This window comes from Lichenibacterium dinghuense (genome assembly GCF_021730615.1).
Classification (GTDB): Bacteria; Pseudomonadota; Alphaproteobacteria; order Rhizobiales; family Beijerinckiaceae; genus Lichenihabitans; species Lichenihabitans dinghuensis.
Genome location: NZ_JAJLMN010000001.1, coordinates 748109 through 767549 on the forward strand (window position 1 = coordinate 748109; position 19441 = coordinate 767549).

Annotated in this window: 19 protein-coding genes; 3 read left to right on the forward strand and 16 right to left on the reverse strand. The window is 71.9% G+C overall.

Annotated features, from left to right (window positions below; genetic code table 11):
- Nucleotides 1-26 precede the first annotated feature (26 nt).
- The 5 genes from rfbD to L7N97_RS03545 form a co-directional block, all read right to left on the reverse strand.
- The gene (gene rfbD / locus L7N97_RS03525; RefSeq protein WP_237476987.1) at nt 27-926 is read right to left on the reverse strand and encodes a dTDP-4-dehydrorhamnose reductase; all 900 of its coding nucleotides are present in this window, start codon (nt 924-926) and stop codon (nt 27-29) included.
- A gap of 5 nt (nt 927-931) precedes the next feature.
- A complete protein-coding gene (gene rfbB / locus L7N97_RS03530; protein WP_237476988.1) occupies nt 932-2002 on the reverse strand; it encodes a dTDP-glucose 4,6-dehydratase in 1071 nt (356 codons plus the stop codon).
- Nucleotides 2003-2004: 2 nt separating this feature from the next.
- The gene (gene rfbC / locus L7N97_RS03535; protein ID WP_237476989.1) at nt 2005-2571 is read right to left on the reverse strand and encodes a dTDP-4-dehydrorhamnose 3,5-epimerase; all 567 of its coding nucleotides are present in this window, start codon (nt 2569-2571) and stop codon (nt 2005-2007) included.
- Between the two features lie 101 nt (nt 2572-2672).
- Nucleotides 2673-4505, reverse strand: a complete 1833-nt coding sequence (locus L7N97_RS03540; RefSeq protein WP_237476990.1) for a tetratricopeptide repeat protein — start codon at nt 4503-4505, stop codon at nt 2673-2675.
- 147 nt (nt 4506-4652) lie between these two features.
- Nucleotides 4653-5249: a hypothetical protein gene (locus L7N97_RS03545; protein ID WP_237476991.1), complete on the reverse strand. Its 597-nt coding sequence runs from the start codon at nt 5247-5249 to the stop codon at nt 4653-4655.
- Between the two features lie 177 nt (nt 5250-5426).
- Here L7N97_RS03545 and acuI point away from each other — a divergent pair, with 177 nt between their 5' ends.
- Nucleotides 5427-6416, forward strand: a complete 990-nt coding sequence (gene acuI / locus L7N97_RS03550; RefSeq protein WP_237476992.1) for an acrylyl-CoA reductase (NADPH) — start codon at nt 5427-5429, stop codon at nt 6414-6416.
- Between the two features lie 43 nt (nt 6417-6459).
- On the opposite strand, the gene L7N97_RS03555 is transcribed toward acuI, so the two are convergent.
- The 7 genes from L7N97_RS03555 to L7N97_RS03585 all read right to left on the reverse strand — a co-directional run bounded on the left by L7N97_RS03555 (nt 6460) and on the right by L7N97_RS03585 (nt 14087).
- Nucleotides 6460-7428, reverse strand: coding sequence for an L-threonylcarbamoyladenylate synthase (locus tag L7N97_RS03555; RefSeq protein WP_237476993.1), 969 nt, complete (start codon nt 7426-7428; stop codon nt 6460-6462).
- 76 nt (nt 7429-7504) lie between these two features.
- The gene (locus L7N97_RS03560) at nt 7505-7906 is read right to left on the reverse strand and encodes a F0F1 ATP synthase subunit epsilon (protein WP_237476994.1); all 402 of its coding nucleotides are present in this window, start codon (nt 7904-7906) and stop codon (nt 7505-7507) included.
- 68 nt (nt 7907-7974) lie between these two features.
- On the reverse strand, nt 7975-9453 hold the full coding sequence (atpD, locus tag L7N97_RS03565; RefSeq protein WP_237476995.1) for a F0F1 ATP synthase subunit beta: 1479 nt from the start codon (nt 9451-9453) through the stop codon (nt 7975-7977).
- 72 nt (nt 9454-9525) lie between these two features.
- Complete coding sequence (locus L7N97_RS03570) at nt 9526-10404, reverse strand: F0F1 ATP synthase subunit gamma (RefSeq protein ID WP_237476996.1); 879 nt, start codon at nt 10402-10404, stop codon at nt 9526-9528.
- Nucleotides 10405-10472: 68 nt separating this feature from the next.
- The gene (gene atpA / locus L7N97_RS03575; protein WP_237476997.1) at nt 10473-12002 is read right to left on the reverse strand and encodes a F0F1 ATP synthase subunit alpha; all 1530 of its coding nucleotides are present in this window, start codon (nt 12000-12002) and stop codon (nt 10473-10475) included.
- Entirely contained in the window at nt 12002-12565 is a 564-nt protein-coding gene (locus L7N97_RS03580; RefSeq protein WP_237476998.1) for a F0F1 ATP synthase subunit delta, read from the reverse strand. The genes atpA and L7N97_RS03580 overlap by 1 nt, the downstream gene beginning before the upstream one ends.
- Before the next feature lie 253 nt (nt 12566-12818).
- On the reverse strand, nt 12819-14087 hold the full coding sequence (locus L7N97_RS03585) for a GNAT family N-acetyltransferase (RefSeq protein ID WP_237476999.1): 1269 nt from the start codon (nt 14085-14087) through the stop codon (nt 12819-12821).
- 225 nt (nt 14088-14312) lie between these two features.
- Here L7N97_RS03585 and L7N97_RS03590 point away from each other — a divergent pair, with 225 nt between their 5' ends.
- A complete protein-coding gene (locus tag L7N97_RS03590; RefSeq protein WP_237477000.1) occupies nt 14313-15227 on the forward strand; it encodes a pseudouridine-5'-phosphate glycosidase in 915 nt (304 codons plus the stop codon).
- Nucleotides 15228-15270: 43 nt separating this feature from the next.
- Here L7N97_RS03590 and L7N97_RS03595 read toward each other — a convergent pair whose 3' ends face one another.
- The 4 genes from L7N97_RS03595 to galE form a co-directional block, all read right to left on the reverse strand.
- Nucleotides 15271-15498: a Trm112 family protein gene (locus L7N97_RS03595; RefSeq protein ID WP_237477001.1), complete on the reverse strand. Its 228-nt coding sequence runs from the start codon at nt 15496-15498 to the stop codon at nt 15271-15273.
- A gap of 35 nt (nt 15499-15533) precedes the next feature.
- Nucleotides 15534-16199 (reverse strand): LON peptidase substrate-binding domain-containing protein, encoded by a 666-nt coding sequence (locus L7N97_RS03600; RefSeq protein ID WP_237477002.1) that lies wholly within the window; start codon nt 16197-16199, stop codon nt 15534-15536.
- Nucleotides 16200-16232: 33 nt separating this feature from the next.
- Nucleotides 16233-17144 (reverse strand): thioredoxin, encoded by a 912-nt coding sequence (gene trxA / locus L7N97_RS03605; RefSeq protein WP_237477003.1) that lies wholly within the window; start codon nt 17142-17144, stop codon nt 16233-16235.
- Nucleotides 17145-17267: 123 nt separating this feature from the next.
- Nucleotides 17268-18257 (reverse strand): UDP-glucose 4-epimerase GalE, encoded by a 990-nt coding sequence (gene galE / locus L7N97_RS03610; protein ID WP_237477004.1) that lies wholly within the window; start codon nt 18255-18257, stop codon nt 17268-17270.
- Nucleotides 18258-18460: 203 nt separating this feature from the next.
- On the opposite strand from galE, the gene L7N97_RS03615 reads away from it, so the two are divergent.
- Entirely contained in the window at nt 18461-19345 is an 885-nt protein-coding gene (locus L7N97_RS03615) for a UTP--glucose-1-phosphate uridylyltransferase (RefSeq protein ID WP_237477005.1), read from the forward strand.
- The last annotated feature ends 96 nt before the right edge of the window (nt 19346-19441 follow it).

Consider the following 19441-nt stretch of genomic DNA (forward strand, 5'->3'; position numbering starts at 1 on the left):
GCGCCTCCGGGACGTCGTCCCAGAGCTCAGCCAGAGGCTTTCGCGTCGTTGAGCAGCCGCGACACCGTGCGCTCCAGCGGCCCGCGCCACTCCGGCAGCCTGATCCCGTAGACCCGCTCCAGCTTCGCGCAGTCGAGCCGCGAGTTGGCCGGGCGCCGCGCCTGGGTCGGGAACTCGGCCGTGGTGATGCGCTTCACCGTGGCGCTCGGGCCGCCCTTGGCGCGCGAGGCGGCGAACACCGCCTCGGCGACCTCGGCCCACACCGCCTCGCCCCGCGCCGCCATGTGGAACACGCCGTTGAGATCCCGGTTCTCGGGCTCGGCAACCATCTTCGCGGCGACGCCGAGCAGGGTCGTGGCGATGTCGAGCGCCGAGGTGGGGCAGCCGTGCTGGTCCGCCACCACGCTCACCTCCGGCTTGTTGCCGGCGATTCGCAGCATCGTCCTCACGAAGTTCGCCCCGTAGGGCGCGTAGACCCAGGCGGTGCGCAGCACGGCGTGGCGCGGGTTGGCCTCCGCCACGACCTGCTCGCCGGCGAGCTTGGACCGGCCGTAGGCGCCGAGCGGCCCGACCGGGTCCTCCTCGACGTAGGGCTCGGGCTTGGAACCGTCGAAGACGTAGTCGGTAGACACCTGCAGCACCGGCAGGCCCAGCTCCGCCGCGGCGGCCGCGACGGCGCCCGCGCCGGCGCCGTTGACCGCCATGGCGAGGTCGGGCTCGGACTCGGCCTTGTCGACCGCCGTATATGCGGCGGCGTTGATCACGGCCTCGGCGCGCGCGCCCCGGATCGCGGGGGCGATCGTGGACGGGTCGGCGAGGTCGAGGGCGGGGCGGCCGAGCAGCACGACCTCGTGGCCGTGGCGGCCCGCGATCTCGCTGAGGGCGCGGGCCACCTGCCCGTTCTGCCCCGTGACGGCGATGCGCATGCGGCTCAGCCCTTCTTCTCGCTGTCGGCCCCGAGGCCGAGCCGCTCGCCCGAATACACGCCCTCGCGCAGCGGCTTCCACCACCACTCGTTGTCGAGGTACCAGGCCACGGTGCGGCGGATGCCGGAGGCGAAGTCCTCGCGGGCGCGCCAGCCGAGTTCGTCCTCGAGCTTGGTGGCGTCGATGGCGTAGCGGTGGTCGTGGCCCGGCCGGTCGGTCACGAAGGTGATCAGCTCCCGCCGCGGCTTCGCTGCGGGGCGCAGCTCGTCGAGCACGTCGCAGATCGTCTCCACCACTTCGAGGTTGGTGCGCTCGTTGCGGCCGCCGACGTTGTACTTCTCGCCGAGCCGGCCCGTGGTCAGGATCGTCCACAGCGCGCGGGCGTGGTCCTCGACGTAGAGCCAGTCCCGGATGTTGTCTCCCTTGCCGTAGACCGGCAGCGGCTTGCCCGCGAGGGCGTTGAGCGTGACGAGCGGGATCAGCTTCTCGGGGAAGTGGAAGGGACCGTAGTTGTTGGAGCAGTTGGAGATGACGACCGGCAGGCCGTAGGTCCGCATCCAGGCCTGGGCGAGGTGGTCGGACGCCGCCTTGGAGGCCGAATAGGGCGAGGACGGGTCGTAGGGCGTCGTCTCCTCGAACAGGCCGTCGGCCCCGAGCGAGCCGTAGACCTCGTCGGTGGACACGTGGAGGAAGCGGAAGGCCGACTTCGCATCCGCGTCGAGGCCGCTCCAGTGGGCGCGCGCGGCTTCCAGCAGCGCGAAGGTGCCGACGATGTTGGTCTGGACGAAGTCGCCCGCGCCGGTGATCGAGCGGTCGACGTGGCTCTCGGCCGCGAGGTGCATCACGCCGTCGGGCTTGAACTCGGCGAATAGCGCGTCGAGCGCCGGCCGGTCGCAGATGTCGACCTTGGCGAAGCGGTAGTTCGGCAGGTTCGACACCGGCCGCAGGCTCTCGAGGTTGCCCGCGTAGGTGAGCTTGTCGACGTTGAGCACCTCGACGCCGAGCTCGCCCGTGAGGTAGCGGACCACGGCCGAGCCGATGAAGCCGGCGCCGCCGGTGACGAGGACGCGCTTCACTCTTAAGCCTCGTAGGTGAAGGTGGCGGGCAGGTCGGCGAGCTTCGGCTGGCGCCGGTCCTTGTCGGACAGCAGCGCGGCGCCGCTCGCCAGGGGCCATTCGATGCCGAGCGCGGGATCGTCCCAGGCGATGCCGCCGTCGTCGGCGGCCGAATAGAAGTCCGTCACCTTGTAGGCGATCACGCTGTCGGGCAGGGTCGTGCAGTAGCCGTGGGCGAAGCCCGGCGGCACCCAGAGCTGTTCGCCGGCCTCGGCCGTGAGCGTCGCCGACACGTGCCGGCCGAAGGTCGGCGAGCCGGTGCGGATGTCCACCGCGACGTCGAAGATCGCGCCCTTGATGGCCCGCACGAGCTTGCCCTGCGCCGTGGGGTGGCGCTGGAAGTGCAACCCGCGCACCGTGCCGACCTCGACCGACAGGGCCTCGTTGTCCTGCACGAAGACCGGCGACAGGCCGGTCGCCGCCTCGAAGCTGCGGGCGTTGAAGCTTTCGACGAAATAGCCCCGCGCGTCGCCGTGCCGCTTCGGGCGCAGCAGCACCACGTCGGGGATGGCCAGTCTCGTCGCCTGCATGTCGGGGAACCCTCGCCGCGAGAACACACTCGCATCGCAGGGCGGGATACAGCAAGACGCGGCGTCCCGCACCCCCGGACCGAGGGGGCGGGACGCAGCCCTCACTTCGGCGCGGCGTCCCCCGCGGGCGCGGCGGCGGGCGCCGGGTCGGGCGTCGGAGCCGGGGTCGGCGCGGCGGGCGGGGCCGCCGGGGCGGGCTTGGCTTCGGCCGCGGCGGTGGGCTTCGGGTCCGGCAGGCCGTGCGCGATCTTGTCCAGGATCGCGGGCAGGTCGTCCGGCTCCGGCTTCAGGTCGCGGGCGTGGTTCCACTGGAACTGCGCTTCGAGCTTGTGGCCCGTGCGCCAATAGGCGTCGCCGAGGTGGTCGTTGATGGTGGGATCGCCGGGCTTCAGCGCGATCGCCTTCTCCAGCTCCTTCACGGCGCCCTCGTAGTCGCCGAGCTTGTAGTCGGCCCAGCCCAGGCTGTCGACGATGAAGCCGTCCTCGGGCCGCAGCGCCACGGCCTTGCGCAGCATCGCGAAGGCCTCGTCGAGGTGCTCGCCGCGGTCGACCCAGGAATAGCCGAGGTAGTTCAGCACCAGCGGCTGATCCGGCTCGAGTTGCAGCGCGCGCTGGAAGTCAGCCTCGGCCTTGGGCCACTCGTGGGCGCGCTCGTAGGAGATGCCGCGGAAGTAGAGCAGCGTCCAGGCGGCCTTGTCGTCCTTGGGCAGGCTGTCGAGCGCCTGCCCGTAGGTGGCGGCGGCTTCCGCATATTGCTTCTGCTCGCGCTCGACGTTGCCGAGCGTCGTCAGCGCGTCGAGGTCGTGCGGGTGCTTGGCGACGATGTCCTTGAGATACCTGATCGCGTCGTCGGGCTTGCCCATCACGTCGAGCGTGAGGCCGGTCTGGACGTCGGCGTTGTTGCGCAGCGCGCTCGCGTCCGGGACCTTGCTGTAGACCGCGATGGCCTGCTCGTTCTGCTTCAGGCGGGCGTAGAGGTCCGCGAGCGTGATCTGGGCCAGGTTGTTGTTCGGCGCGAGGTAGAGCGACAGGCGCAGGTAGATCATGGCGGCGAGTTCGTCGCCCTGGCGCCCGCCCGCGGCGCCGAGGCCGTAGAGCACCTCGGCCGCGCCCTCCTGCGCGGTGCGGATCAGCGGCTGGACCGGCTTGTCGGCGCGGATGTCGGCCTGCAGCGCCTCGACCTGCGGGTGGTGCGGCAGCACCTGGCCGAAGGCGTCGAGCGCCCGCAGCGCCTCGTCCTTGGCGCCGTGGCGCGCCTCGAAGCGCGCGTAGGCGTCCACCAGCCGCAGGATCGTGTGGTCCTCGGCATAGGCGGTCTTGAAGCGCTTGGTGGCCTCGGGAAGGTCGTTGGCGAGGTCGGCGATGAGCGCGGCGTGGTAGTCGCGGAACACGCGGAAGCCGGTGTCCTTGAGGTCGTCGATGGCGGCGAGGCCCTTCTTCTCGTCGCCCTGGCCCGCGAAGGTCCAGGCGGTGAGCAGCGTCGCCGTGACGTCGTGCGCGTTGCCGCCGCCGCCCGACAGGAACTCGCGCCGCGCCGCGACCCAGTGCCCGTCCTTCATCTGGCCGATGCCCAGCACCATGTGCGCGAGGCCGTTCTTGGGGTCGGTCTTCACCATGCGGCGGGCGAAGTCGAGCGCGTCGTCGATGTCGCCATTGGCCAGCGAGGCCACGAAGGTCCGCTCGATCAGCTCCGGGTTGCGGGGATCGGAGCGCAGCACCTCCTTGAAGTAGGCCGAGGCCGCCTGCGTGTCGCGATCGGCGCCCGCCACCAGGGCCGACAGGTAGTTGCCGGACACGCTGCCGGACACGTCGGGCGGCGGGGGCATCGCGATGACGTCGCGCGCCAGGGCCGGCGTCACCGCGAAAGCCGTGCCGGCGAGGAGGACGGCCGCGAGGCGGGCCGCGGTGCGGGGCGAGGATCGGAGATCGGGCACGGAAGCCTTGTCGGGTTCGGGGGCGGCATCCCGATCCCACCAGGGCCCGGGCGCGCGCCGACCGTGGCAGGGTGGCGGCGGAAGATGTCCTTTTTGCGCGGGTGCCGCAAGACGGCCGGACGGGCCCGGGGAGCGGCGCGGTCGCGCTCAATACGTCCGATAGTACCCCGCGAAACCGCCGGTGAACGCCGTCGTGTCGCCGGACGGGTCGGTGATCGTCGCGTAGCTGTAGCTGCTCTGCGACCCGGAGACGGGGTGGCCGCCGTAGCTCTCGGACGTCGTGTAGGAGTGATACGAGATGGTGTAGCCGCTGGAGAACTGCTCCGTCGTGACGCTGTCGGACGCGGAATAGGACGCGGCGCCCGACGTCGACGTCCGCGTATATCCGTAGAGGTCGAGTGTTTCGAGGCTGCCGTAGCCGGCCGGGACGGCCGGACCGTAGCGCGTGCCGTCGCCGAGCGGGCTGCCCGGCGTCTGCACGCGATAGTCGATGTAGAAGTCGTTGGCCGTGAAGCTGTAACCCGTCGCGTGATAGCCGTACGTCGAGATCTCGGTCTCGTTGGTCCCGTAATAGTTCACATCGTGCGTGTAGATGCCGCCGCGCTCGTTCTCGGACGCGTAGCTCTGCGCGTAGTATCCGCCCACGAAGGCGCTGGAGCCGGGGCCCGACAGGTAGGCGGCCGCGTTCGGATGCCCGTAGCCGCTGCCGTAACCGTAAGAGCCATCGTCCATATAGCCCGCCATCGCCGTCTCTCCCTTCCGGCACCGCCCACACCGATCCGGCCTCCGCCGGGCGAGACACGATGCACCACGATCTTCGGGCGAGATCGTGGCCCCGTCGAGCCCCGCGCTGCCTCCCGGATTGACGGCGGCACCCGCCGCGGGTTCTCATCCGCTGCAAACGGGAGGAGACGGACCGGCATGGGCACCTTCAAGGCGCTGCGCATCGACAAGGCGGAGAACGGCCAGACGGTCGAGCGCGTGGACTTCGACGACGCCGACCTCATGCCCGGCGACACCACTGTGCGGGTCACCCATTCCACCGTGAACTACAAGGACGGGCTCGCCATCACGGGCCGCTCGCCCGTGGTGCGGCGCTTCCCCATGATCCCGGGCGTCGACTTCGCCGGCGTCGTGGAGGAGACGAGCCATCCCGGCCTGAAGGCGGGCGACGCCGTGGTGCTGAACGGCTGGGGGACGGGCGAGACCCACCTCGGCGCCTACGCGGAGCGCTCGCGCGTCAAGGGCGAGTGGCTCGTTCCCCTGCCCCCGGAGTTCACGGCCGCCGACGCCATGGCGATCGGTACGGCGGGCTACACCGCCATGCTGGCCGTGATCGCGATCGAGAAGGCGGGCGTGACGCCGGACCACGGCGCCGCGATCGTCACGGGCGCGGCGGGCGGCGTCGGCTCGGTCGCGGTGGCGCTGCTGAGCCGCCTCGGCTGGCGCGTGATCGCCTCGACGGGCCGCCCCGGGGAGGGCGGGTTCCTGCGCGGTCTCGGCGCCGCCGAGATCGTGGCGCGCGACGATTTGTCGAAGCCCGGCCGCCCGCTCGGCAAGGAGCGCTGGGCCGCGGGCATCGACGCGGTGGGGTCGCACACATTGGCCAACGTGCTGGCGCAGACCCGGCTCAACGGCGCGGTCGCGGCCTGCGGGCTGGCGGGAGGCGCCGACCTGCCCGCGACCGTGATGCCGTTCATCCTGCGCGGCGTGTCGCTGCTCGGCATCGACAGCGTCATGGCGAGCCGCGAGCGCCGCCTCGAAGCCTGGATCCGGCTCGCCCGCGACCTCGACCGCGACAAGCTGCGCGCGCTGACGACCACGATCGGCTTCGACGCGATCGTGCCCACCGCCCACGCCATCCTCGACGGGAAGGTGCGCGGGCGCGTGGTGGTCGAGATCGGCGGATAGGCCCGGCCCTCCGTCCCGCCCCAGGGGGGAAAGACGGTCGCGATCACCGCTCCGCCGCGGCCCGCCTCAACCGGTCCGCGATGGCCTCGCCGAGCCCCTCCTCCGGGATCGGCGCGACCGCGATGGCGCCGGCGCCCGCCAGCGCCTCGTCGAGCCGGCGCAGGTGCCCGAACAGGTTCGCCGCCGCCTCGGCGAGGTCGCGCCGCGGCGACAGGTCGAGCACCGGCGCGCCCCGCCCCGCGAAACGGCCGCCGAAGTCGAGCCCGGCTTCGCCGGACCGCAGCGCCTCGACGCCGAGGCGGACGGCCGCGCGGGGCGCGTAATGCGACAGCAGCATGCCGGGCGCCACCGTCGGGCCGCCCGCGGCCGGCGCGGCGAGCGCCCGGCCCAGCACCGCCTCGATCGCCTCGCGCGTCACGCCGCCGGGGCGCAGCAGCGTGGGCTCGCCGAGGCAGGACACGATGGTGGATTCCACGCCGACCGCGGTCGAACCGCCGTCGAGCACGGCGTCGATGCGCCCGTCGAGGTCGCCGAGGACGTGGTCCGCCGCCGTCGGGCTGACGCGACCCGACCGATTGGCCGACGGCGCCGCGACCGGCACGCCGGCCGCCGCGATGAGGGCGCGGGCGACCGGGTGGGCGGGCACGCGCAGCGCCACGCTGCCGAGCCCCGCGCGCGCGAGGTCCGACACGGTGCAGCCGGGCGCCGCCGGCACCACCAGCGTCAGCGGTCCGGGCCAGAAGGCGCGGGCCAGCGCCAGCGCGTCGGGGCCGAAGGCACCCTGCCCCGTCGCGGTGTCGAGGTCCGGCACGTGGGCGATCAGCGGGTTGAAGCGTGGCCGACCCTTGGCGGCGTAGATGCCGGCCACGGCCTCGGCCGAGCCCGCGTCGGCGCCGAGGCCGTAGACCGTCTCGGTCGGGAAGGCCGCGAGGCCGCCCCGGCGCAGGATCGCCGCGGCGGCGGCGATGCCGGCCGGATCGGCGGCGAGGCGCAGGGTGGCGATCTCGGTCATGGCAGCACGGAGGGGACGCGAAAAGGCCGCGCGACCCTTCCGGAACGCGCGGCCTCGAAGATCGTGTGCGGCCGGATCAGACCGCGAGCGCGCCGCGCAGCTCCTGGAGCTGGTTCAGCTTTTCGGTGGCGAGGCGGCGGCCCTCGTCGGTCGAGGCGTCGGTGACGTCGTCCTGCGCATCTTTGATCTCGGCGTCGAGCTTGGCGCCGTCGAGCTGCTCCACCGGCACCGAGCTTTCGGCGAGGATCGTCAGGCCGGTGGGCGCCACGTCGGCGAAGCCCCCGCGCACGAACAGGCGCTGCGAGCGGCCCGTCGTCTCGTTCACCGTGACGATGCCGGGCTTCAGCGTCGTCATCAGCGGCGCGTGGTCCTTCATGACGGTCAGCTCGCCCTCCGAGCCCGGCACCACGACCGACTCGACCTCGCCCGTGAAGAGCAGGCGCTCGGGCGACACGAGTTCGAACGGAAAGGCGGCCATCTCTCATCCCTCATGAAAAGCGCGGCTCCGCCGGAGACGGGCCGCGCGTTCGTGGTCCTGTCGGAGCGTCAGGCCGCCTTGGCGAGCTTGCCGGCCTTCTCGATGGCTTCCTCGATGTTTCCGACCATGTAGAAGGCCGACTCGGGGAGGTGGTCGTACTTGCCGTCGACCAGGCCCTTGAAGCCCTTGATGGTGTCGGCGAGCGAAACGAGCTTGCCGGGCGAGCCGGTGAAGATCTCGGCCACGTGGAAGGGCTGGGACAGGAAGCGCTCGATCTTGCGGGCGCGGGCGACCGCGAGCTTGTCCTCTTCCGACAGCTCGTCCATGCCCAGGATGGCGATGATGTCCTGGAGCGCCTTGTAGCGCTGCAGCACCTGCTGGACCTGGCGGGCGACGGCGTAGTGCTCCTCGCCGACCACGCCGGGCGACAGCATGCGCGAGGTGGAGTCGAGCGGGTCCACCGCCGGGTAGATGCCCTTCTCGGCGATCGAGCGAGACAGCACGGTCGTGGCGTCGAGGTGGGCGAAGGAGGTGGCGGGCGCCGGGTCGGTCAGGTCGTCGGCCGGGACGTAGATGGCCTGGACCGAGGTGATCGAGCCCTTGTTGGTGGTGGTGATGCGCTCCTGCAGGGCGCCCATGTCGGTGGCGAGCGTCGGCTGGTAGCCCACCGCCGACGGGATGCGGCCGAGCAGAGCGGACACTTCCGAGCCCGCCTGGGTGAAGCGGAAGATGTTGTCCACGAAGAACAGCACGTCCTGGCCCTTGTCGCGGAAGTTCTCGGCGACGGTCAGGCCCGTGAGGGCCACGCGGGCGCGGGCGCCCGGGGGCTCGTTCATCTGGCCGTAGACCAGCGCGCACTTGGAGCCGGCGGCCGAGCCGTTGTTCTCGTGCGGGTCCTTGTTGACGTTGGACTCGATCATCTCGTGGTAGAGATCGTTGCCCTCGCGGGTGCGCTCGCCGACGCCCGCGAAGACCGAGTAACCGCCGTGCGCCTTGGCGACGTTGTTGATCAGCTCCATGATGAGCACGGTCTTGCCGACGCCGGCGCCGCCGAACAGGCCGATCTTGCCGCCCTTGGCGTAGGGGGCGAGCAGGTCGACGACCTTGATGCCCGTCTCCAGGATCTGCGCTTCCGTGGCCTGCTCGGCGTAGGTCGGCGCGGGCTGGTGGATGGCGCGGGTGTCCTCGGTCTGGATCGGGCCGGCCTCGTCGACCGGCTCGCCGATCACGTTCATGATGCGGCCGAGCGTGCCCTCGCCGACCGGGACCAGGATCGGCTTGCCGGTGTCGGTGACGGCCTGGCCGCGGGTCAGGCCCTCGGACACGTCCATGGCGATGCAGCGCACGGCGTTCTCGCCGAGGTGCTGGGCAACCTCGAGCACGAGGCGCTGGCCGTTGTTGCTGGTCTCGAGCGCGTTCAGGATCTCGGGCAGGTGGCCCTCGAACTTCACGTCCACCACGGGGCCGATGACCTGGGTGATCTGGCCGGGGGTGCGGTTCTGCGGGGCGTCGAGGGTGCCGGAGCCGGTGCGGGCGAAGTCGTCCATGGTGTCCTCAGGGTTTCCGCGCGGGTCGCGCCGTCGTGCAGTCTGGGTCGAGAGTGGTGCGGGCGGCGCGCCTTACAGCGCTTCGGCGCCCGAGATGATCTCGATGAGTTCCTTGGTGATCATCGCCTGGCGGGAGCGATTGTAGATCTGCGTCTGCTTCTTGATCATCTCGCCGGCGTTGCGCGTGGCGTTGTCCATGGCGCTCATGCGCGAGCCCTGCTCGGAGGCGGCGTTCTCCAGCAGCGCGCGGAACACCTGGATGGAGATGTTGCGCGGCAGCAGCGCGGCCAGGATCTCGTCCTCGCCGGGCTCATAGTCATAGGCGGCGCCGGTGCCCGTCGCGTCCGCGTTCTTCGGCAGCTCGGCCGGGATCAGCTGCAGCGCGGTCGGGATCTGCGAGATGACGGAGCGGAAGCGCGAGAAGAACAGCGTGCAGACGTCGAACTCGCCCGCCTCGAACATGGCGATGATCCTCTTGCCGATCGGGTCGGCGTCGCCGAAGCCGACCGACTTGACGTTGCGCAGCTCGATCGTCTCGACGATGTTCGCCTCGAACTGGCGGCGGAGCTGCTCGTAGCCCTTCTTGCCGACGAGCAGCATCTTGACGGTCTTGCCCTCGCGCAGGAGACGGTTGGCGTGCTCGCGGGCGAGGCGCACGATGGAGCCGTTGAAGGCGCCGCAGAGGCCGCGCTCGGCCGTGCAGACCACGAGGAGGTGCGTGCGGTCCTGCCCGTTGCCGGCGAGGAGCTTGGGCGCCTGCGCGCCGTCGCCGATGCCGCGGGCGAGGTTGGCCAGCACCTTCTCCATGCGCTCGGCGAAGGGACGGGCGGCCTCGGCGGCCTGCTGGGCGCGGCGCAGCTTGGCGGCCGCGACCATCTGCATGGCCTTGGTGATCTTCTGGGTCGACTTGACCGAGGAGATCCGGTTCCGCAGGTCCTTCAAGGACGGCATATCGAGGGCTCTTGTCGGAGAAGGAGGCGCCCCGGGCCGCGCGGGCCCGGGGTCGGTTCAGGGACGCGTCAGGCGAAGGACTTGGTGTAGCCCTCGACCACCGACTTCAGCTTGCCGGCCGAGTCGTCCGACAGGTCCTTGGAGGTGCGGATCGCGTCGAGCAGCGGCATGTGGCTGGAGCGCAGCAGCGCCAGCAGCCCGTCCTCGTAGCCGCGGATGCGGTTGACCGGCACGCCGTCGAGGTAACCGTTCACGCCGGCGTAGATCACGCAGACCTGCTCTTCCATCTTCAGCGGCGAGAACTGCGGCTGCTTCAGGAGCTCCGTCAGGCGCGAGCCGCGGTTCAGCAGCTTCTGCGTGGTGGCGTCGAGGTCGGAGCCGAACTGCGCGAAGGCGGCCATCTCGCGGTACTGCGCGAGCTCGCCCTTGATCTTGCCGGCGACCTTCTTCATCGCCTTGGTCTGGGCGGCGGAGCCGACGCGCGACACCGACAGGCCGACGTTCACGGCCGGGCGGATGCCCTGGTAGAACAGGTCGGTCTCGAGGAAGATCTGGCCGTCGGTGATCGAGATCACGTTGGTCGGGATGTAGGCCGACACGTCGTTGGCCTGGGTCTCGACGACCGGCAGGGCGGTCAGCGAGCCGTTGCCCTGGCTGTCGTTGAGCTTGGCGGCGCGCTCCAGCAGGCGGGAGTGCAGGTAGAACACGTCGCCGGGATAGGCCTCGCGGCCGGGCGGGCGGCGCAGCAGCAGCGACATCTGGCGGTAGGCCACGGCCTGCTTGGACAGATCGTCGTAGACGATCAGGGCGTGCATGCCGTTGTCGCGGAAGAACTCGCCCATGGCGCAGCCGGCGAAGGGCGCCAGGAACTGCATCGGGGCCGGGTCGGAAGCGGTGGCGGCGACCACGATGGAGTAGTCCATCGCGCCGTTCTCCTCCAGCACCTTCACGAGCTGGGCCACCGTGGAGCGCTTCTGGCCCACCGCGACGTAGACGCAGTAGAGCTTGGCGGCCTCGTCGGTGCCGGCGTTGATGGCCTTCTGGTTCAGGATGGCGTCGAGCGCCACGGCGGTCTTGCCGGTCTGGCGGTCGCCGATGATGAGCTCGCGCTGGCCGCGGCCGATCGGGATCAGCGCGTCGACGGCCTTGAGGCCGGTCGCCATCGGCTCGTTGACCGACTTGCGGGGGATAATGCCGGGCGCCTTCACGTCCACGCGGGCGCGGCGGTCCGACACGATGGGGCCCTTGCCGTCGATCGGGTTGCCGAGCGCGTCGACCACGCGACCGAGCAGGCCCTTGCCGACCGGCACGTCCACGATGGCGCCGGTGCGCTTGACGGTCTGGCCCTCGCCGATCTCGCGGTCCGAGCCGAAGATCACGATGCCGACGTTGTCGGCTTCGAGGTTCAGCGCCATGCCGCGCACGCCGGTCTCGAACTCGACCATCTCGCCGGCCTGGACGTTGTCGAGACCGTAGATGCGCGCGATGCCGTCGCCGACCGACAGGACCTGGCCGACCTCGGTGACCTCGGCCTCGGTGCCGAAGTTCTGGATCTCCCGCTTGAGGATGTCGGAAATCTCAGCAGCGCGGATGTCCATCAGCCGACCTCTTTCATGCGTGTGCGGATAGAGTTGAGTTTGGTTCGGATCGAGGCGTCGACCATGCGGCTGCCGAGCCGCACGACGATGCCGCCGATGATCTCGGGGTCGACCTTCATGTCGACTTCCACCGACTTGCCGCCCGTGGCCTCGGCCAGGGAGGCCTTCAAGGCCGCGAGCTGGTCGCCGCTCAGCGGCTCGGCCACCGTGACCTGCGCGCGCGACACGCCGCGGTCGGCGTCGTCGAGGGCGAGGTAATCGCGGATCATGGTGCGGACGGCGAACAGCCGGCGCTTGGACGCCACGAGCAGCAGGAAATTGGCGGTGAGGCCGGACACGCCGGCCCGCCCCAGCACGGCCTTCAGGGCGCGGGTCTGGTCCTCGGCCGAGAAGGCCGGGGAGCGCACCAGCAGTTGCAGGTCGGCGTTGTCGGCGATCAGCGCATCGAAGGCGCGGAGATCGGCGGCGACCTTGTCGATGGAACGGGAATCCTTGGCCAGCGAGAACAGGGCGGAGGCGTAGCGGCCAGCCATCCCGGATACGATGTTTTCGGCATCGGCCACGGCGTTTCACCCTCGACGAAGACGGTCCAGCGCGTTTCGGAGCCGTCGCATGCGCCCGCCCCGGCACCATGATTGTCCATGGATCGCCGCTGTTGCAATCACAACCCCTCGGGTCGTTGCAGGCCGGGGACTAACATGGCCCTACCCGCCGTGCAAGCACGCGGCGCCTCGGAATGGCCGCGACTGCGGCAGGGATATGAACAGAAAAGAGGCAGAGGCGTGGCGGGCCGCGCGGTCTCGGCACCTCCACCCGTCAGCCGGCGCGGCGCGCCCGGCGCGCACGCCATCCGAGCACCATCCGCTTCACCCCGGCGCGCAGCCGCCGCGCCCCGCGCTCGACCGCGACGGCCCGATGGAACGCCGGCCCGCGACGGGGTTCGAGCGCCACGGCGACGTCGCACAGCCGGATCCGCCCGCCCCACAGGCGGTCGATCATCGGATGGTCCGGCACCGCGCAGGAGTCGACCGCGGCGGCCCGTCCGCTCCGGCGCTGGGCCTCGGTGAGATCGAGCACCAGCAGCACGCCGGGCGAGCACCGCGCGACGTCCTCGCGGTAGGCGATCTTCCACAGGAACTCGGCGTCCCCGGCGCGCAGCGTCACCGCCATGGCGACCGGCGCGCCGTCGAGCGTCAGGCTGTCGATGCGGCACAGGCCGCGGCGCGCGAGCATGCGGACGGCCGTGCGCAGGAAGGCCGTCCGGCCGGAGGAGGACAGCATCGCGGTCCCGGCCGCCCCCTTCCAGCCGCCCGCCTCGAGGCTGAGGAAGCGCTCGACCTCGGAGCGCAGGTCCGCGGCGGCTTCCGCGCTGGCGAAGGCGAGGGCGCCGCGCTCGGCGAGGCGCCGCCGCTGCCGGCGCAGCTCCTTCGCGCCTCTGGCCGACGGGGCGGCGAGGTCCGCCGGGTCGCCCCGGCGCAGGGCCGCGCGCTCCCATGTGGCCAGCACGGCGAGGTCGAGCCCGCGTTTCGCGGCGACGCGGCGCAGCGCGGCGGCGGTCGGCCCGTCGGCGGGGAGCGACGGCACGAGGAGGCCCGAGGCGCCCCTCAGCGCGGTGCCGGCCCAGGCCAGCAGGGCCGAGAGCGCCGCGTCGGCGCGGTCGCGGTCGAGCAGGGGCAGGCCGAGCGTCGACAGGTCGTGGAGCCAGGCGGAAGCCAGCCCCCGCAGCGGCCCGAGCCCCGCGACGATCGGGCAGACGGCGACGAGGTCGCGCCGCCCCGCGCCGTCCTCGGCCCAGACCAGCGCGAAGCAGGGCCGGCGCCGGCCGGACAGGTGCTGGGCGGCCGGGAGGGCGAAGTCGGGGTCGAGGAAGGGGTTGGGCTCCAGCGCCCGGCCGACGAGGTCGACCCAGGCGTCGCGATGCCCGGCGCAGTCAACACCCTCCAGGCGGTCGACCGTGAAGAGCGGCGCCGGGATCGCCGCCCGCGAGGCGGCAGCGCGCGGGGCCTCGCGCGGCTCGGAAGCGATCCGGGCCGGGAACGGGCTGGCCGGGGCGAGCGGGAGGGGCCCAGTGTGCTGCAGCGACATGTCCGGCCCAACCTCCAGGCGTGCCCGCCCGAAGGAGGGCCGCCCCGTCGTCCCGATCGGGGACGGTTCCGCGCCGCTTCGGCACGGGCCGCCCCCCGCGCCGCCGCGCGCGCCGGTCCGACCCACGATCCGGGCCACATCTCTAAGAATGCTTAAGTGCGGGGAGCCGCCGGCTTGGCAGGCCGGCGCGCCCGTGATCTAGCCGCACCTCCGATGGAGACCGCCATGACCCACGACCTGCCGCTCGACCTGTCCCCCGAGGTGCGGGCCGCGCTCGGCCGCGGCGCGCCGGTGGTGGCGCTCGAATCCACCATCGTCACCCACGGCATGCCCTACCCCGACAACGTGTCGACCGCCCGCGCCGTCGAGGCCGCGGTGCGGAAGGGCGGCGCCGTGCCGGCCACGATCGCCGTGCTCGGCGGCCGCATCCGGGTCGGGCTGTCGGAGGACGAGCTGGAGGCGCTGGGCCGGGGCAGCGGGGCGATGAAGCTCAGCCGCGCCGACCTCGCCTACGCGGTGGCGATGCGCCGCGACGGCTCGACCACGGTGGCGGCCACGATGATCTGCGCGCATCTCGCCGGCATCCGCGTCTTCGCCACGGGCGGCATCGGCGGCGTGCACCGCGGCATGGAGACCACGCTCGACGTGTCGGCCGACCTCGACGAGCTCGGCCGCACGCCGGTCACGGTGGTCTGCGCCGGCGCCAAGGCGCTGCTCGACCTGCCGCGGACGCTAGAATACCTCGAAACCCGCGGCGTGCCGGTGGTGGGCTTCGGCACCGACCGCTTCCCGGCCTTCTGGAGCCGCGACAGCGGCCTGCCGGCGCCGCTGCGGCTCGACTCCGCCGCCGAGGTGGCGGCGCTGATGGCGGCGCAGCGCCGGCTCGGGCTCTCGGGCGGCGTGCTGGTGGCGAACCCCGTGCCGGAAGCGGACGAGATCCCGGGGAGCGAGATCGCCGCCCACATCGACGAGGCCGTGGCGGATGCGGCGCGGCGCGGTGTCGGCGGCAAGGGCGTGACGCCCTTCGTCCTGGCGCGCATGCTGGAGCTGACGGGGGGACGGAGCCTCAGGACCAACGTCGCGCTGATCCTGAACAACGCGCGGCTCGCGGCCGAGATCGCGGCCGCGGCGGCGGGGTGACCGGGCTCGCCCCCTCCTTCTCCCCGCGAGGGGAGAAGGGGAGCTACGCGTCCAGCGGCCGCGCTTCCTCGGGCAACATGATCGGGATGCCGTCGCGGATCGGATAGGCGAGCTTGGCGGCCTCGGACACGAGCTCCTGGCGGGCTGCGTCGTAGGTGAGGCTCGACTTGGTGAGGGGACAGACCAGGATCTCCAGGAGGCGGCGATCGACGCCGGTGGCGCCGCCGGGCGCGGTGCTGGGGATGGGCAGGTCGTCCGGTTCGGTCGGCATGGCGGGGCTCGCGTGGGTCAGGTCCGCCCCCTGTATCACTGCAGCGTCGCGGGCGCACCGTCGCGCCCGAGGTCCATCTCGGCGATGGCGATGAGCACGTCGGCGCGGGCCTTGAGGCCCGGCGCCTCCAGCAGCGCCTGCTTCTCCTTGGCGCCGAACGGGCTCATCATCGACAGCGCGTTGACCAGCAGGTCGCTCGGCGCGGCGTCTATGCCCTCCCAGTCGACCGACAGGCGGTGCACCTCGGCGAAGCGGCGCAGGGCGCGGATCACGCCGTCGCGGTTCACGGCGTCGCGCTCGCCGGACTCGTCGAAGTCGCCCGCGAAGGGCGCGAAGTCGACGCGCGCCTGGCGGTAGGGCGTCACGGCGGACAGCTCCTCGACGATGCGGTAGCGCGCCACGCCGGTGAGGGTGATGACGTAGCGGCCGTCGCCGGACTCCTCCAGCGAGGTGATGCGGCCCGCGCAGCCCATGCCGTAGAGCGCGGGCCTGGAGCCCTGCCCCGGCGCGTCCGACAGGAGCTGCACCATGCCGATGACGCGGTCGCCCTTGAGGGCGTCGTCGATCATCTGCATGTAACGCGGCTCGAAGATGTTGAGCGGCAGCTGGCCGAGCGGCAGCAGCAGCGCGCCGCTCAGCGGGAAGACCGGGATGACCTGGGGCAGGTCGTCCGGCCCCCGGTACGGCTTGTTGATGCTCATGCTCCCACCCCGCCGCTCATCCTCGACCCGCCGTCACCGGAACAGGAGGCCCGACAGCCTGCGCCGCCCCGCCGCCGACGCCGGGTCGGCGAAGCCCCATTCCTCGAAGAACTTCAGGAGCTGCACGCGCGCCCCGTCCTCGTTCCAACTGCGGTCCGCCTTGATGATGTCAAGGAGCGCGTCCGCGGCCTCCTGGCGCTTGCCGCGGCTGTTGAGCGCCAGGGCGTAGTCGAAGCGCGCCTGGTGGTCGGCCGGGTCGGCCTCCATGCGGCGCAGCAGGTCGGCGGCGTCGCCGAGGTTCGCGCTCTGCTCGGCGTTCTCGACCGCGGCGCGCGCGGCCGCGACCGCGGGGTCGGCCGCGGCGGAGCCGGTCGCCAGGGCCAGCACGGCCTTGGCCTGGTCGAGGTCGCCCGCGTCGAGGTGCAGCCGCGCGAGGCCCGCCAGGGCGCCGCCGTTGCTCTCGTCCTCGGCGAGGATCTCGGAATAGATGGCGGCGGCCGTCTCGGGGTCGCCCTCGGCCGCGGCGGCCGCGGCCTCCTCCAGCATCTCCTTGACGGGGTCGCCCATCGGCCCGGCGATCCGCTCCAGGAACTGCTTGATCTGCGACTCGGGCAGCGCGCCCGCGAAGCCGTCGACCGGCTGCCCGCGCTGAAAGGCGATCACGGCGGGGATGGACTGGATGCCGAGCTGGCCGGCGATCTCGGGGTGGTCGTCGATGTTCATCTTGACCAGCTTGACCTTGCCCTGCGCGGCCGCGACGACCTTCTCCAGCACGGGGGCGAGCTGCTTGCAGGGGCCGCACCAGGGCGCCCAGAAGTCCACCAGCACGGGCTGGCGCGCCGATTCGGCGATCACGTCCTGGCGGAAGGTGGCGGTGGTGACGTCCTTGGTGACGGCGGCCGGAGTGGACGGCTTCCCTCCGATGGTGACATTCCCGAACGACATCGACGCTCCCCGCATCCGCCCGGCCGCCGCGGCGGCCCCTTCGCGGGGAACATGGGGCGGGTGCGGCGGATGTGCAACACAGGGGCCGCCGGCCGCGACGCACCCGCCGGGGCGGGACGGCGCCTACTCGGCCGGGCCGTTGTGGAGCCGCCGCTCCCAGTCGAGCGCCTGGCGCACGATGGCGTCGAGGTCGTCGTGCTTCGGCGCCCAGCCGAGCTCCGAGCGGATGCGGTCGTTGGAGGCCACGATGGCGGCGGGGTCGCCCGCGCGGCGCGGCGACATCACGGCCTCGACCGGGACGCCCGACACGCGGCGCACGACGTCGACCACCTCCTTCACCGAATAGCCGCGCGCGTAGCCGACGTTGCAGGTGAGGCTCGCGCCCCCGCCGCGGAGGTGGCGGAGCGCGTCCATGTGGGCCTGGGCGAGGTCGGACACCTGGATGTAGTCGCGCAGGCAGGTGCCGTCCGGCGTCGGGTAGTCGTCGCCGAAGATCTGCATGCGGGCGCGCCGGCCGAGCGCGGTCTGCACCGCCACCTTGATGAGGTGGGTGGCGTCGCGCGTCGACTGCCCGGCGCGCCCCTTCGGATCGGCGCCCGCCACGTTGAAGTAGCGCAGCACCACGGCGCGCAGGTCGTGGGCCGCGCCCGCGTCCTCCAGCATCCATTCCACCATCAGCTTGGAGCGCCCATAGGGCGACACGGGCTTCAGGGGCCGGTCCTCAGTGACGAGGCCCGCGTCGGTCTCGCCGTAGACGGCCGCCGTGGAGGAGAAGATGAAGCGCTTCACGCCGGAGCGCACGGCGCTCTCGATGAGGTTGCGCGCCTTGGCGGTGTTGTTGAGGTAGTAGCCGAGCGGGTCGGCCACCGACTCCGGCACGACGATCTTGGCGGCGAAATGCGCGACGGCGTCGACGCCGTGCTCGGCGATGGCGCGCTCGACCAGCGCCTGGTCGCCGAAGTCGCCCTCGACCAGCGCGACGCCCTCCGGCACGGCGGAGCGGAAGCCGGTCGACAGGTCGTCGACGACCACCGGCGTCTCCCCGGCGTCGAGGAGCGCCAGAACCATGTGGCTGCCGATGTAGCCGGCGCCGCCCGTCACCAGAACTGTCATTGTCCCGCCCTTTCTCCGGCGCCGCACGCGATTCCATGCCGGGCCGTCCGTCGATCAACCGGACATAAACCCGACTGCTGAACAAAGCGCGTGGTGTCGGGGGACGGGGCTGCTACCCTGCGGGTTCAGCCGCCGTTCAAGCGGGACGGGACCGGATGGCGCCCCCGCACGGTCAGGATGGAAGGCAAGGTGAGGACGGTCCCATGAAGAAGATTCGGAAAGCGGTGTTCCCCGTGGCGGGCCTCGGCACGCGGTTCCTGCCCGCCACCAAATCCATCCCCAAGGAGATGCTGACCGTGGTGGACCGCCCCGTGCTCCAGCACGTGGTCGACGAGGCGCGCGAAGCCGGCATCGAGCACTTCGTCTTCGTCACCGGGCGCAACAAGGCGGTGATCGAGGACCATTTCGACATCGCCTACGAGCTCGAGGACACGCTGAAGCGCCGCGGCAAGGAGAAGGAATACCAGGCCATGATGGCCGACCTGCCGGCCGCGGGCTCGACCTCCTTCACCCGCCAGCAGCAGCCGCTCGGCCTCGGCCACGCCATATGGTGCGCCCGCGACATCATCGGCGACGAGCCCTTCGCGGTGCTGCTGCCTGACATGATCACGCTCCCCGGCGAGCGCGGCGGCCGCTGCCTCGCCCAGTGCATCGCCACCTACGAGCGCCACGGCGGCAACGTCATCGCGGTGGAGGAGGTGCCGGAGGACCAGACGCACCAGTACGGCGTGGTCTCGATCGGCGCCGACAAGGGCTCCGAGTTCGAGATCACCGGCATGGTGGAGAAGCCCGCCAAGGGGCAGGCTCCCTCCACCTCGATCATCTCGGGCCGCTACATCCTCGACCCCTCCGTGTTCGACGTGCTGGCGCGCGGCGAGAAGGGCGCGGGCGGCGAGATCCAGCTCACCGACGCGATGAAGACCATGTTGGGCAACCAGCCCTTCCACGGCACGCGCTTCGACGGCTTCACCTACGACACGGGCTCCAAGCTCGGCTTCCTGGCCGCCAACGTGGCCTTCGCCATGTCGCGGCCCGAGCTGGCCGAGGGCTTCCGCGCCGAGCTGAAGCGGATCGTCGGCTCGCTCTGACGGGGACGGACGGCCCGGATGGCTTCCATTCCGGGCCGGCGCTACAACATAACGACGGCGGCCGGCCCGGCTTGCAGGCCCGGGCCGGCGTGTGCC